We start from the raw sequence: 13,924 nt of genomic DNA, 5'->3' as shown, positions 1-13,924 counted from the left end.
CTAACACCCCTGCAGGAGCGAGCTTACTCGCGAAAAGCGCAGGGACCGCACGTTTTTACCTGGCGCTACGCGTCATCGTTGACGTTTTTCGCGAGCAAGCTCGCTCCTACAAAAAAAAGGATTGGTGGACCATGCTTATCGTATTCAGCGGCCTGCCCGGCACCGGCAAGACCACGATTTCCAGGGAGTTGGCACGCCGGATGGGCGCGGTTTATCTGCGCATCGATGTGATCGAACAAGCGCTGCGCGAGTCTGGTGCACTGGCCGGCGATGTGGGTGCCGCAGGCTACGGCGTGGCGAATGCGCTGGCATTGAGTAATGTGCGTGTGGGCCAGCGAGTGATCGCTGACTGTGTGAACCCGGTAAGGGAAAGCCGTGAGGCTTGGCGGGCCGTGGCCCTGGCGGCGGGCGTCGAACTGATCGATATTCTGGTGGTGTGTTCTGATCAGCAGGAGCATCGGCGCAGAGTGGAAAGCCGTGAGGGCGATATTCCAGGACTGCTGCCGCCGAATTGGCCATCGGTGCTGGCGCATGAGTATGAAGCCTGGGACAGCCCGCCCTTCACGCTCGATACGGCAGCGTTAACACCGGCGCAGGCCGTCGCCGCAGCCCATGCTTATCTGTCGAGTGTGAGAGCTGTTGAGCGTTAGCGCAGCTCCCACCCCTGATAGGCGTCAGCCGGGAAAATTGGCGCGCAAGGCCTTCAGGCCATCGCCGTACACGCCGGTAAAGAGCTCCTCCACCGCCGCATCCGTGGTGCCCGCAACCGGTGTAAACACGCCGGACCAGGTCACTTTCGCCGACGCGTCAGTCAAGGCTTCAACCTGCAAGGTCGCAAGGTAGGCGCTCACCGGAAACGGCGACTGTTCAATGGTGTAGCTGTAGGTGCGCGCCACATTGTCGAAGGTCTGCAACCGCTCGACGATCTCGCCGCCATCAGCGGTATGCAGGTGGCGCACGCGGCCGCCTTCGCCCGGCTCGCTCCTGGCGATAAAGGGCAGCCAGTCAGGCAGGCTGTTGAAGCCGCCGATCAGGTTCCAGACCTGGTCCGCCGACGCAGGGATTTCAATCACAGAAGAGGCTGTTGCCACGGTGAATACTCCATAACATTAATACAATTCAGATCGCCATGCTGTCGACCACACCGCCGTCGACCCGCAACGCGGCACCGGTGGTGGCAGACGACAGCGGTGAAGCAATACCACGGTGGCGCCGGATTGCGCCAGCGGTGCGGTGCCAAAGCCTATTATGCCGGGCTGGGCGAACCGCCGTGGCTGAGCTACACCGCGCCGCTATGGGCGGCATGGCATCGGATCAACTTGCGGCCGAGGCTATTTAACGGATGCTCCACAGCGCAAATGTGGGAGGGGGCTTGCCCCCGATTGCGGTATATCAGCCATAGATGAGCTGACTGACCCACCGCTATCGGGGGCAAGCCCCCTCCCACATTGGACCGAGTCCGTATTCGATAACTTGTAAAGCTCAGCACTTCCCCCTAGCTTATGCGCCCCCCGTCCAGCGCTTTAAGGCCTTGCCCATGGTTTTGCGTTTTCGTCCCGTCGTCACGTCACATTTCGCCCTCGGCCTGCTCCTCAGTGGCGGCATCGGTAATAGCCTGGCGGCGCAGATCGAACTGCCGGCGGTGAAGGTCCAGGGCCAGGATGAGTCCGGTTATCGCACTGATACCGCCGCGGTCGGCGGCTTCGATGAAGCGCCCCTGCTCGATACCCCGGCCTCCATCAGCGTGATCAACGCCGCACTGATCAAGGACCAGCAAGCCCGCCTGCTCAGTGAAGTGCTGCGCAACGACGCCTCGGTGGGCGACAGTTACGCGCCCATCGGCTACTACGAAAACTTCGTGGTGCGTGGTTTCTCGCTGAATGCGGCCAGCAGCTACAAGATCAATGGGCGCACCATCACCGGCGAGCAGAACGTCGCCCTGGAAAACAAGCAACAGGTCGAAGTGCTCAAGGGCCTGGCCGGGTTGCAGAGCGGCATTTCCGAACCCGGCGGCGTGATCAACTACGTGACCAAGCGCCCTGAGGATGTGCGCTCAGTGACGGTGTCCACCGATGATCGCGGCAGCGGTTATCTCGCCACCGATGTCGGCGGCTGGTTTGGCAGCGAGCAACAATTTGGCCTGCGCGCCAATATCGCCCATGAAGACCTCAATACCTACGTGGAACACGCCAACGGCCAGCGCGACTTTGTGTCCCTGGCCTTTGACTGGAACATCAGCCCCGACGCCGTGCTGCAACTGGATGCCGAGTACCAGAACAAACAGCAGCGCTCGGTGCCGGGTTATCAACTGCTGGGCGGCACTGAAGTGCCTCACGACGCCTCGCCGAAAAAACTGCTGGGCCATCAGACCGGGGGCAAGCAGGTGGGCATCGATTCACTGAACCTCAACGGCAAATTCGAATACCGTTTCAGCGATCAGTGGAAAGGCAACATCAGCGCGGCGCGCAGCAAGGTGGTGATTGACGATTACAGCTCATTTGCCTGGGGCTGCTACGGTTCGACCAGCTGCAGCTCGGCAAGCGTGCCGAACTACTTCAGCCCCGAAGGCAATTACGACGTCTACGACTACCGCAGCCCCGACGATACGCGTCGCGACGACGAAATCCAGGCGGCCATGACCGGCCTGTTCGACACCGCCGGCATCGGCCATGAACTGACCTTCGGCACCAGCGCCTTTCGCCGGGTGATCGACAAGCGCAAGTCGGTCAACGAGATGATTGGCACCGCCAATATCGACGAACAGGTGCCGAGTTTTACCCCCACCGACAAGCCGTTGAACGACAGCCACCGCAACCTCGACAGCCGCCAGTACGGGCTGTTCGTCACCGACCGCATCCGCTTCAACGAGCAATGGCAAACCCTCCTCGGTGGTCGCGAAGTGCGCCTGGATGAAAAAGCCTTCGACGGCGTCACCGGCAAGCAAACACGCCACACCCAGCAGTACGTGTTCCTGCCCCAGGCCTCATTGATCTACAAACCGGTGGACAACGTTTCGCTGTACACCAGTTACAGCAAGGGCCTGTCTTTGGGCGGCACTGCGCCGTGGTTCGCAAAAAACGCGGACGAAACACTGGCGCCAACGCTCTCGCGCCAGCTCGAAGCCGGGGTGAAATACGACTGGCGCCGTATCAGCTTCGCCGCCGCCGTGTTCCAGACGCGCCAGGCTTACCAGTACGCCAAGCCCGACAGTGGCGGCTTCACCTACGTGCAACAAGGCCAGCAGAAAAACACCGGGATCGAACTGTCCGCCAATGGCTGGGCCACCGACCGCCTGCAGATCGCCTCCAGCGTGGCCGCGATTCGGGCACGGGTGAGCGGCAGCGGCACGCCGGACTATGAAGACCACCAGGCGATCAACGTGCCCACGCTGCGCGCCAGCCTGTACGCCGATTATGCGTTGCCGTGGGTCAATGGCCTGGCGGTGCTCGGCGGTGTGCAATACAGCGCCAAAAAGTACGCTAACCGCACCGGCAATGTGGAAGTGGGCGATTATGCGGTGGTCAATATCGGCAGCCGCTACACCACCAAAGTCGATGGCTATGAAACCGTGTTTCGCCTGAGCGTCGACAACCTGTTCGACAAGCGCTACTGGCGCGACGCCGGCGAGTACATGGGCGATGACTACCTGTTCCAGGGCGCGCCGTTGACGGCGCGCTTGAGTGCATCAGTGAATTTCTGATTATTTGGGCATCTTGCGGAACCCCACCGCCAGGCGGTTCCAGCTGTTGATGGTGGCAATCGCCACACTCAGGTCGACCTGTTCCTGCGCGCTGAACTCGGCCGCCAGGGCGTTGAAGTCTTCATCGGGGGCGTGGGTCTGGCTGAGCAGGGTCAGGCTTTCGGCCCAGGTCAGGGCGGCGCGTTCACGCGGGGTGAAGAACGGCGTTTCACGCCAGGACGACAGGGTGTACAGGCGGCGCTCGGTTTCACCGCCCTTGCGCGCATCGGCAGTGTGCATGTCCAGGCAGAATGCGCAGCCGTTGATTTGCGAGACGCGCAGGCGCACCAGTTCCAGCAGCGGCAGTTCGATGGACAGTTTGCCGACTGCCGCCTCCAGGGCCAGCATGGCCTTCATCGCGTCCGGGGAGGCGGTGTAGAAATCGGTACGGGTTTGCATGGTGGAACTCCAGAACGGTGGGATTGGTGCGCAGATTAGTCACCTGGGCGTTCTGGAGAAATAGCCAATCCGGGCGAAGAACAGGTGACCAATCTACAGGCCGCGGCTCCTCAACCACTGCAGGAAACCTTTCTTCACCGGCACCACCGGCGCGTCTTCGGTCAGCGCCTGGGCGGCGTGCACACGGAAGTCGAGCAGCGCCTTCATGGCTTCGCCGATGTCATGGCGCGCGTCCAGGCAAGGCTTGAGGTATTCGTTTTCGATGCGGTACAGCGTGCAGAAGGTCTTGGCGGTGAAATCCGCCAGGGTGGCCTGATCGGTGAGGATGCCCGATTCGCCAATCACCTCACCCGGCCCCATGCGCCCGGCCTCGAACGTGTGGCCGCCCTTGACCAGCATCACCGAGACCACGCCGGATTCGATGATGAACAGGTGATCGCTGACCTCCCCCGCCGGCAGGATCATGTCGCCGGCGCGGTAGGTGTGCAGGGTCATGTTCTGGCTGAAGGTGTCCTTTTCTTCCTGGCGCAGGGTGGAGAAGATCGACGACCGCTCAAGCAGTGCCCGCGCGCCGGAGACCGTGGCGGGCGTGCTGCCTTCGGTGGCGGACAACAGCCCCACGCCCGCCGCCTGCAAATGCCGGAAGGCCAGGTCGTAAAGCTGGTTGCGCACTTCGCGCTTGAGGCCCATGGCCGGCACGAAGCCGCTGATTTCATATTCCACGCCGCCACTGGCCGAGGCCTTGAACGCTACGCTGGGCGCCGGCTTGGCCAACAACGGGCGACAGCCCTGCATCGCCCGCTCCAGAGACTCGATCACGGTTTGCGGGCGCGCATGGGGGCTGACTTGCAGGCTGACCGTCAGGCCGAACATGTCCGCCGGGCGCGAGAAGTTGATGATCTTGGCCTTGGCCGCCAGGGAGTTGGGGATCACCGCCAGGCTGCCCTGGGAGGTCTGCAGGCGTGTGGCGCGCCAGTCGATATCGGTGACGCGGCCTTCGGTGCCGTCGATGGAGATCCAGTCGTCGATCTGGTAAGGCTTGGTGGTGTTGAGCACGATCCCGGAAAACACGTCGCTCAGGGTGCTTTGCAGCGCCAGGCCGACGATGATCGCCACGGCGCCGGAGGTGGCGAGCACGCCCTTGACCGGCAGGTCGAGCACGTAGGCCATGGCGGCGATGATCGCGATCAGGAAAATCACCGCGCCCATCAGGTCCTGCAACAATCGCCCGGTGTGGCCGACCCGCTGCATCATCACCGCGCCGAGCAGGACCGTGAGGGTGCGCGCGGCGAACAGCCACCAGCCGATCTGCAAGGCCGTGGCCGCCAGGTGCCGGGCGGTGTCGTCGACATAGGGCGCCGCCTGCATGGGGTTCATGCCGTCGTTGAACAACACTGCGCTGAACACCGCGAAGATCACCAGCCGCGCGGCGAGTTTCCAGTTGGCCAGCGTGGGGGTGATAAGGCGCCATACGGCGATGTCGATGAGAATCAGCGCCAGGGCGCACACCATCGGGTTTTCAGCGATAAATGAGGGCATCCAGGCGACTCCAGGGCGAATGCCGAGAAGATCGCATGAAATGGGATTGGCGGGTATAGCAAATGTGGGAGGGGGGTTGCGGCCGGCCGACAGCTACTCAACTGACACGCTGCGGTCCACTGTGGGAGGGGCGGTGCGACGATTCGACTTGCCCCCGATGGCGGCCTCTGGGCTGGCCAGGATGTTGGGTTGGACCGGGTACATATCCGTTTCTGCGGTAACGGCTGCTATGGGTTCCGCTTTTACAGCGGCTCACTTTTGAAAAGCGCAAAAGTAAGCAAAACGCTCTTGCCCCACCACTCGGCACCTCGCTTAGGCTCGGTGTGCCCGAACGCAAGCTTGAATCCGTGGGCCGCCGCAATGAGCCATCCCTGGCCCAGTGCGGCTAACCCGGCGTCCTGCCGGGTTACCCACGGATTCAAGCCTGCGTTCGGCCAGCGTGGTTTAACGGGGCGCCTAAGATCAAGATCAAAAGCGACTCGCTGCGCATCGTGGTTACGGGTGGGCGCGGCTGCTTTATGTAGGAGCGAGCTTGCTCGCGAAAAACTCACAGGCGCCGCGTTGAGTCAGGTAGCACGCGTTATCGTTGACGTTGACGTTTTTCGCGAGCAAGAGCTAGGCGCCCCCCTCGCTCCTACAGAAGGCGGTGTACGCTTAACAGACTGGCATTCAGGGCAAGCCCCCTCCCGCAGGGCTTGCGCCAGGCTTCTGGCCTTCAGGCCTGCATCCGCCCGAACTTGCCGGATTGGAAATCGGCAAACGCTTGGTGGATCTCCTGCTCGGTGTTCATCACGAACGGGCCGTGGCCGACGATGGGCTCGTCAATCGGCTCGCCGCTGAGCAGCAGCACCTTGGCGTCGTCGTTGGACTCCAGGGTGATGCGGTCACCGTCACGCTCGAACAACGCCAACTGCCCCTGGCGCGCGACTTCATCGCCATTGACTTGCACGGTTCCGCTCAGGATCACCAGCGCGGTGTTGCGCCCGGCGTGCAGGTCCAGCGTAACCGCCTTGCCGGGATTGAGGCGCAGGTCCCACACGTCAATGGGCGTGAAGGTACGGGCAGGCCCCTGGGTACCGGCGAATTCACCGGCGATCAGGCGCAGTTGCCCCGCGTCGCCCGCCAGCGGCAATACCGGGATATCGCCATCGACGATGGTCTGGTAACCGGCGTCGGCCATTTTGTCCTTGGCCGGCAGGTTGACCCACAGTTGCACCATCTCCAATGCCCCGCCTGTGCGGGCAAAGGCTTCAGAGTGGAATTCCTCATGGAGAATGCCCTTGGCCGCCGTCATCCATTGCACATCGCCCGGGCCGATTTTGCCGCCGGCGCCGGTGGAATCGCGGTGCTCGACTTCGCCGTCATAGACGATGGTCACCGTTTCAAAGCCGCGATGCGGGTGCTGGCCGACGCCGCGACGAGTTTCGGTGGGGGTGAAATCGGCCGGGCCGGCGTGGTCCAGCAACAGGAATGGGCTGATGTGTTTGCCCATGGTGTCGTAGGAAAACAGCGTGCGTACCGGAAAGCCGTCGCCGACCCAATGGGCGCGGGGGCTGGTGTAGAGACCGATCAGTTTTTTCATGGTGTACCTCCAAAGTGCCTACACCATAAGTCCCAAAGCCGCAGAGCACTAGCCGGCGAAAGCGGCCCTGATCGTCCTATGTATAGGACAGTGCCTTGGGCGCGCGCTGACGCAGTAGATGAAAGGCGACGAAGGCCGTGACGGCAAAGGCGGCCTGGATGACGATCATCGGCGTTGCGCTGCCATCGCGTAGCTGGCTCAACAGCACGCCGCTGCAGGTGGCGCCGAACATCTGCGCGAAGCCCATCAGCCCGGCCGCCAGCCCGGCACGGTGGGCGTTGGGCATCACCCCGCCCGTGACCGCACCGGGCAATACCAGCCCGCCGCCAAGCGTGGCCAAGGCTATGGGAATATCCAGGCCCGCCACGGAGAGCCCGAACAGCGCATAAATCAGCAGTGCCAATACCCCGCCCGCGGCAACCAGCGTCACGCCCATCGTCACAATCCGCTGCGGCCCGAGGCGCAGGATATTGCGCCGGGTATAGGTGGAACCGACGATCAGCATCGACACGATCAGGCCGAAATTGATGCCGTACTCCAGGCTGCTCAGGCCCAGCAGGTTGATAAACACCGCCGACGAGCCGGCAATCACCGCAAACATGGCGCCGTAGGTACAGGCCAGCGCCACCGCGTAAGCGCGGTACGGGCGGCCCTTGAGCAAATCCAGGTACTGCCCGCCGAGGGTGCGCCAATGCGCAGCCTTGGGGTCGAGGTAATGGTTGCTCTCGCGAAAGAACAGCACCGCCAGCAGCCACACGACGCTGCCGATCACCAGGGCGAGAATGATTGGCGCATGCCAGCCGAACAGCTTGATCAGCAAACCGCCCGCCATCGGCGCCACCACGATGGCATAGAGCATGCCGATCATGGTCAGCGCCAGGGCCGGGCCTGCCTCGGCTTTCCACACATCACGCACCACGGTGCGCGCCAGCACCAGCGCGGCGCACGCGCCCAGGCCTTGCAGCACGCGGGCGGCGATAAATTGGTGAATGTCGGTGACCAGCAGCATCGAAAGCGTCGCCAGCACATACAGCGTCAGGCCGGCGAGCAATACCGGGCGGCGGCCGATGCGGTCCGACAGTGGCCCGAACAGCAACTGCCCCAGGCCGAATGCACCGACAAACGCCGACAGCGCCATCAACGCCGAGCCTGGCGGCGCCGCCAGCGCCTGCTCGATGGCACCCAGGCCCGGGATGATCAGTTGCGTCGAGACTTCACCCAATGCGGTGAGGGCAACCAACAAGAACAACAAACTGCGTGAAGGTGCCGTGGGGTTTGCCATGGGGAATATCCGGGGGCTGGATTAATTTATATTTCGACCATAATATGAGCAAAAAATTATGTCCATAATTTTTTCCCCATGATCACCCAGGAGCCCGTCATGCCCCCTCTCCACCTGCGCCTTTTCACGCCCCTGGCGTTGTTGATGATCCTCAGCGGCTGCAACAGCCAGGCCGACAACGCCGCCCAAGCATCGCCGCCGCGTCCGGTGCTGGCCGTCAAGGTCGACGCTGGCGGCACCCAGCAAAGCGCGTATACCGGGGTGGTGGCGGCCCGCACAGAAAGCAACCTGGGCTTTCGGGTCAGCGGCAAAGTGATCGAACGCAAGGTCGATCCCGGCCAGCACGTCTCCCGTGGCGACACGCTGCTGGTGCTGGATATCGGCGACTTCGAACTGGCGTTGCGCTCGGCGAAAAACCGCGTCAACGCCGCCCAGGCACAGTTGCGCCAGCGCCGTGACGACGAAAACCGCTACCAACGGCTGGCCAGCACCGGCGCGGTGTCGCGGCAGATCTTCGACCAGTCGGCGACCAACCTGCGCGTTGCCGAAGCGGAACTGGCGGCGGCGCAATCGGATGCCAGCCAGATCGAGAACCGTCGCACCTATTCGGTACTCAAGGCCGATGGCGACGGCATCATCACCGATGTGCTGGCTGATCGCGGCCAGGTGGTCGCCGAAGGGCAGATCGTGGCGCGCCTGGCCCATGACGGTGCCCGCGAAGCCATCGTCAACCTGCCGGAACAGCAACGCGCCCGGGCTGCGCAAAACGCCCTGGCCTCCCCGTTCGGTGCGCCGGACCAGGCCGTTACCGCGACGCTGCGCGAGCTGTCCGCCAGCGCCGACCCCACCACCCGCACCTACCGCGCGCGCTACGTGCTGCACGGCCCGGTCGAGCGTTTCGCCCTCGGTTCCACCATTACCGTGCGCCTGCAAGGTGACGGCCAGGCCCAGCAAACCCGCGTGCCCATCGGTGCGTTGCAGGATGCGGGGCAAGGCACCGGCGTGTGGCTGATCGCTGACGACAACACGCTCAGCTTCGCCCCGGTGAAAGTCGCCAGTCTCGGCCAGGAAGAAGCCCTGCTCGACAGCGGCGTCACGCCTGGCCAAACCATCGTCGCCCTCGGCGCGCACCTGCTGCACAGCGGTGACCGGGTGCGCCTGCTGCCCGCCCAGGCGCTGGCCCTCAATCGCAAACAGGACCAATGAGCATGCGTGCAATCAACCTCTCGGAACTGGCGGTCAAGCACCGCGCCGTCACGCTGTTCCTGATCATCGCGATCATCGCTGCGGGGATCTTCGCGTTCGGCAAGCTGGGGCGCGCCGAAGACCCGTCGTTCACGGTCAAGGTCATGACCATCACCGCCGCCTGGCCCGGCGCCACCGCCGAGGAAATGCAGGAGCAGGTGGCCGACCGCCTGGAAAAGCGCCTGCAGGAACTCGATTACTACGACCGCGTCGAGACCATCGCCCAGCCGGGTTTCGTCTCGATGCGCATGACCTTCCTCGAATCCACGCGGCCGAGCGAAATACAGGACCTGTTCTACCAGACCCGTAAAAAGCTCAGCGACGAAGCCGCGAACCTGCCCAAAGGCGTGATCGGGCCGTTTTTCAACGATGAATATTCGGATGTGTACTTTGCGCTGTACGCCCTGGAGGCCGAACACCTGCCCCATCGCCAGCAAGTGCAAATGGCCGAAGCGCTGCGCCAGGACCTGCTCAACCTGCCGGGGGTGAAGAAGGTCAATATCCTCGGCGAACAGGCCCAGCGTGTATTCGTCGAATTTTCCTATGAGCGCCTGGCGACCCTGGGCATCAAGCCCGAACAGATCTTCGCCGCCCTCGCCGCGCAAAATGCCGTGGCGCCTTCGGGCTTCGTCGAAACCGCCGGCGCCCGCGCCTATATCCGTATCGATGGCGCCTTCGACAGCCTGGCGCTGATCGAGAACGTGCCCTTGCAAGTCAATGGCCGCGTGCTGCGCATCGCTGATGTGGCGACGGTGCGGCGTGGCTATGAAGACCCGCCCAGCTACCGCATCCGTCATCAGGGCGACCCGGCGCTGATGCTCGGGGTGATCATGGAGAAGCACTGGAACGGCCTGGAGCTGGACAAGCGCCTGCAAGCCCAGGAAGCCCGGATCCAGGCCGACCTGCCCCTGGGCGTGAATTTCGCCAAGGTGTCCGACCAGGCAAAAAACATCAGCCTGGCGGTGAACGAGTTCATGCTCAAGTTCTTCGTCGCCCTGGCCGTGGTGATGCTGATCAGCCTGCTGGCCCTGGGCTTTCGTGTGGGGCTGGTGGTGGCGGCGGCGGTGCCGCTGACGCTGTCGATCGTGTTCGTGATCATGCTGGTCACCGGGCGTGAATTCGACCGCGTCACCCTCGGCGCCCTGATCATTTCCCTGGGCCTGCTGGTGGACGACGCGATCATCGCCATCGAGATGATGGTGGTGAAACTCGAGGAAGGCTTCGACCGCATCCATGCGGCCACCTATGCCTGGAGCTCCACGGCGGCGCCCATGCTGACCGGCACGCTGGTAACGATCATCGGGTTCCTGCCCGTGGGGTTCGCGCGCTCCGGGGCCGGCGAATACGCCGGGAACATCTTCTGGATCGTGGGCTTTGCCCTGATTTCCTCCTGGTTGGTGGCGGTGGTGTTCACGCCGTACCTGGGCGTGAAGCTGTTGCCGCAGATCAAGCCGGTGCCCGGCGGGCACGATGCGATTTACGCCGGGCGCTATTACCAGAAACTGCGCAGCCTGGTGGAGATCTGCGTGCGCGGGCGCTGGCTGGTGACCGGGATGGTGGTGGCGGCGTTTGTGCTGTGCGGCCTGGGCATGGCAGTGGTGAAGAAACAGTTCTTCCCCGACTCCGATCGCTCGGAGCTGATCCTGGAGGTGTACATGCCCCCCGGCAGTGCCTTCAAAAGCACCGAAGCGGTGGCGGCGCAGGTCGAGAAAGCGTTGCTGCAGGAACCGCAGACGAGCATGGTCGACACCTATGTGGGCGGTGGCGCTCCGCGCTTTTTCCTGTCGTTGAACCCTGAGATGCCGGACCCGGCGTTCGCCAAGTTGATCGTGCAAACCCCGGACTCCCACGCCCGCGATGCGTTGAAAGTGCGCATGCGCGAGCGCATCGCCGCCGGTGAGTTTCCGGCGGCGCGGGTGCGCGTCACGCAATTGGTGTTCGGCCCGCCGGTGCCGTTCCCGGTGGTGTTCCGTGTGTCCGGGCCGGACCTGGACGTGCTGCGCGGGCTCTCCGAGCAGGTGCGTCAAGTGGTGGCCGACAACAGGCTGACCCGCGACGCCTTTCTCGAGTGGGGCGAGCGCGCCAGCGGTTATCGCCTGGTGCTGGACCAGGATCGCCTGCGCCTGCTCGGCTTCACGCCCGATGAGGTCAAGTCCCAGCTCAATGCCCTGCTCAGCGGCAACCCGATCACCGAAGTGCGTGAAGGCAACCGCACGGTGTCGGTGGTGGCCCGCGCCCAGGGCAGTCAACGCGAAGACCTGGGCAACCTCAACAACATGACCCTGACCAACAGCGCCGGCACCTCGGTGCCGCTGGCGCAGGTGGGGCATTTCCAGGCGGTGATGGAAGAACCGATCCTCAAGCGCCGCAACCGCGCGACCACGGTGGAAGTGCGCGCCGACATCATCGACGGCGTACAACCGCCCGATGTGGAAATGGCCGTGTACAAGGACCTGCAGCCGCTGATCGCCAAGTTGCCTGCCGGTTACCACATCGATATCGGCGGCCCGGTGGAAGAAAGCGCCAAGGCCAACGTCGCCCTGGCGGCGCTGTTCCCGATCATGATCCTGCTGACGCTCACGGTGATCATGTTCCAGGTGCGCTCCTTCGGCGTGATGTTCATGGTCTTCGCCACGGCGCCGCTGGGCCTGATTGGCGCGGTGCCGACCTTGCTGCTGTTCAACCAGCCGTTCGGGTTCAACGCGATTCTCGGGCTGATCGGCATCGGCGGGATTCTGATGCGCAACACACTGATCTTCACCGACCAGATTCGCCAGAACCAGGACCACGGCATGCCCATACGCGAAGCCATTGTCGAAGCCACCGTGCGTCGCGCGCGACCAGTGATCCTCACTGCCCTGGCGGCGGCGCTGGCCTTTATTCCGCTGACGTTGTCGGTGTTCTGGTCGTCCCTGGCCTATGTGCTGATCGGCGGAGTGCTGGTGGGCACGGTGTTGACACTGCTGTTCCTGCCGGCGCTGTGCAGCCTGGTGCTGCGCGACAGGCTTGTTGAAACTTCCCACGCAACTGCCGGATAAGCTCTACTCCCCTGCCCCGCAAACCGCTGCAAAGTCCCTCGCCTGATCATTCAGTGCGAGGGATTGCAGATGGTTCTTTTCGTTAGAGCCCCGGTTATTGGGGCTGTGTTTTGATTCCGGCGCTGGCCAGCTTCGTCCTGGCCCCCATGGACCCCAAAGCGCCGGATGTTGAAAACGTGCTTGGGGATTTGCGCAATTGCCTGAACACCTTCGACGCGTGGGCCGACAGCTTTTTCAGTGGCTCGGCACTGGAAGTCGAGCAGGTGTTCAAGGTCGGTGACGACGTCGCACTGGTCGCGCCGATCTCTTCCGACACGCCCAGTCGCACCGTCGCTCAATGCAAGGCCCAGGGTGGGCTGACCCTGGTGCATCTGTTCGAGAGCACCCGCTTCGTCCCTATCGGCAACACGCCGGTCACGCTGCAAGCCATTGCACCGGACGGCACGCCCATTGGCGCGCCGCTGCACCGCACCATCGGCCCCAGCGGCATGCTTGAAGTGCCCGAATGTACTCGCGACCAGCGATACCGAGTCACTTTCTACCCCAATGTTTCCAAAGATCACGTCAAGGCGCTGTATGCGTCCTACCAGTCGGTGATTGCCGGACTGGAAGCGGATCTGCGCAAGCAGTGGCGCGAGCGCTTCGAGCCTCAATGGGCCGATTTTGCCAAAGCCCCGTCCTTCAAGCGCAGCGTGAAACAGGGTGCGGCCTTTGCAAGCGGGATTGGCCAGGCCTTTTACAACCTGTGGGACAACATCACCGAGCTGTACGACCTGCTGGCGAACCTTAAGTCCAACAGCGAAAAGCTGCTGCAGTACCTTTCCCAAGCCGAACTCGATGAACTGCTGAAACTGGGCAAGGACACACTCGCCCAAGGCTTTCTGGTGCTCAGCGATGAGCCGCTGCTGTTTATCTATTTGTCGGCGATGGTCAGTTGGATACGCCTGCAGCCGCCGCCCGAAATGTACGAGCTGTTGGGTGAGCTCACCGGCGAAGTCCTGATCAACCTGTTGCTGATATGGGCCACGCGGGGGATGGGGGTGCAGCTTCGGCTGGGGGCTCAGGTGTTGAGTTCTATCAAGTCCGGGCGGGCGCGGGCG

9 protein-coding genes and 2 pseudogenes are annotated in these 13,924 nt (G+C 63.2%); 5 read left to right on the top strand and 6 right to left on the bottom strand.

Annotation, left to right across the window (positions count from 1 at the left end; translation table 11 throughout):
* Positions 1-131 precede the first annotated feature (131 nt).
* Positions 132-650, top strand: coding sequence for an AAA family ATPase (locus tag BFP96_RS10505; protein ID WP_065936172.1), 519 nt, complete (start codon positions 132-134; stop codon positions 648-650).
* Between the two features lie 24 nt (positions 651-674).
* On the opposite strand, the gene BFP96_RS10500 is transcribed toward BFP96_RS10505, so the two are convergent.
* Together BFP96_RS10500 and BFP96_RS30270 are read right to left on the bottom strand one after the other, a co-directional pair.
* Positions 675-1,091 carry an SRPBCC family protein gene (locus tag BFP96_RS10500; RefSeq protein WP_065884775.1) on the bottom strand — a complete coding sequence of 139 codons (417 nt, stop codon included), beginning with the start codon at positions 1,089-1,091 and terminating at the stop codon, positions 675-677.
* Positions 1,092-1,119: 28 nt separating this feature from the next.
* Positions 1,120-1,200, bottom strand: a pseudogene (locus BFP96_RS30270) (short-chain dehydrogenase/reductase SDR); the annotation flags it as partial.
* A 337-nt stretch (positions 1,201-1,537) separates the two neighbouring features.
* Between BFP96_RS30270 and BFP96_RS10495 the strand changes: the two are divergent.
* A complete protein-coding gene (locus BFP96_RS10495) occupies positions 1,538-3,700 on the top strand; it encodes a TonB-dependent siderophore receptor (RefSeq protein ID WP_065936171.1) in 2,163 nt (720 codons plus the stop codon).
* Here the strand turns inward: BFP96_RS10495 and BFP96_RS10490 are convergent, their stop codons facing one another.
* The 4 genes from BFP96_RS10490 to BFP96_RS10475 form a co-directional block, all read right to left on the bottom strand.
* The gene (locus BFP96_RS10490; RefSeq protein WP_065896242.1) at positions 3,701-4,138 is read right to left on the bottom strand and encodes a carboxymuconolactone decarboxylase family protein; all 438 of its coding nucleotides are present in this window, start codon (positions 4,136-4,138) and stop codon (positions 3,701-3,703) included.
* 93 nt (positions 4,139-4,231) lie between these two features.
* A complete protein-coding gene (locus tag BFP96_RS10485; protein ID WP_065936170.1) occupies positions 4,232-5,677 on the bottom strand; it encodes a mechanosensitive ion channel family protein in 1,446 nt (481 codons plus the stop codon).
* A gap of 715 nt (positions 5,678-6,392) precedes the next feature.
* Complete coding sequence (locus BFP96_RS10480) at positions 6,393-7,259, bottom strand: pirin family protein (protein ID WP_065936169.1); 867 nt, start codon at positions 7,257-7,259, stop codon at positions 6,393-6,395.
* A gap of 76 nt (positions 7,260-7,335) precedes the next feature.
* On the bottom strand, positions 7,336-8,541 hold the full coding sequence (locus tag BFP96_RS10475) for a multidrug effflux MFS transporter (RefSeq protein WP_065936168.1): 1,206 nt from the start codon (positions 8,539-8,541) through the stop codon (positions 7,336-7,338).
* 99 nt (positions 8,542-8,640) lie between these two features.
* Between BFP96_RS10475 and BFP96_RS10470 the strand changes: the two genes are divergently transcribed.
* From BFP96_RS10470 to BFP96_RS10460, 3 genes and pseudogenes are all read left to right on the top strand, one after another.
* The gene (locus tag BFP96_RS10470; RefSeq protein WP_065936167.1) at positions 8,641-9,747 is read left to right on the top strand and encodes an efflux RND transporter periplasmic adaptor subunit; all 1,107 of its coding nucleotides are present in this window, start codon (positions 8,641-8,643) and stop codon (positions 9,745-9,747) included.
* A 2-nt stretch (positions 9,748-9,749) separates the two neighbouring features.
* Entirely contained in the window at positions 9,750-12,824 is a 3,075-nt protein-coding gene (locus tag BFP96_RS10465; protein WP_065936166.1) for an efflux RND transporter permease subunit, read from the top strand.
* Between the two features lie 110 nt (positions 12,825-12,934).
* A pseudogene (locus BFP96_RS10460) lies at positions 12,935-13,924 on the top strand (type IV secretion protein Rhs); the annotation flags it as partial.

It is taken from the genome of Pseudomonas sp. 34 E 7 (assembly GCF_900005715.1).
In the GTDB taxonomy this organism is placed as follows: Bacteria; Pseudomonadota; Gammaproteobacteria; order Pseudomonadales; family Pseudomonadaceae; genus Aquipseudomonas; species Aquipseudomonas orientalis_A.
The sequence above is the reverse complement of the archived record's forward strand: the minus strand, read 5'-3'. Positions and strand labels throughout refer to the sequence as shown.

Coding starts and splice junctions, on each gene's coding strand:
- BFP96_RS10495 (WP_065936171.1), top strand. CDS start 1,538: ATGGTTTTGCGTTTTCGTCCCGTCGTCACGTCACATTTCGCCCTCGGC.
- BFP96_RS10505 (WP_065936172.1), top strand. CDS start 132: ATGCTTATCGTATTCAGCGGCCTGCCCGGCACCGGCAAGACCACGATT.
- BFP96_RS10470 (WP_065936167.1), top strand. CDS start 8,641: ATGCCCCCTCTCCACCTGCGCCTTTTCACGCCCCTGGCGTTGTTGATG.
- BFP96_RS10485 (WP_065936170.1), bottom strand. CDS start 5,677: ATGCCCTCATTTATCGCTGAAAACCCGATGGTGTGCGCCCTGGCGCTG.
- BFP96_RS10475 (WP_065936168.1), bottom strand. CDS start 8,541: ATGGCAAACCCCACGGCACCTTCACGCAGTTTGTTGTTCTTGTTGGTT.
- BFP96_RS10490 (WP_065896242.1), bottom strand. CDS start 4,138: ATGCAAACCCGTACCGATTTCTACACCGCCTCCCCGGACGCGATGAAG.
- BFP96_RS10465 (WP_065936166.1), top strand. CDS start 9,750: ATGCGTGCAATCAACCTCTCGGAACTGGCGGTCAAGCACCGCGCCGTC.
- BFP96_RS10480 (WP_065936169.1), bottom strand. CDS start 7,259: ATGAAAAAACTGATCGGTCTCTACACCAGCCCCCGCGCCCATTGGGTC.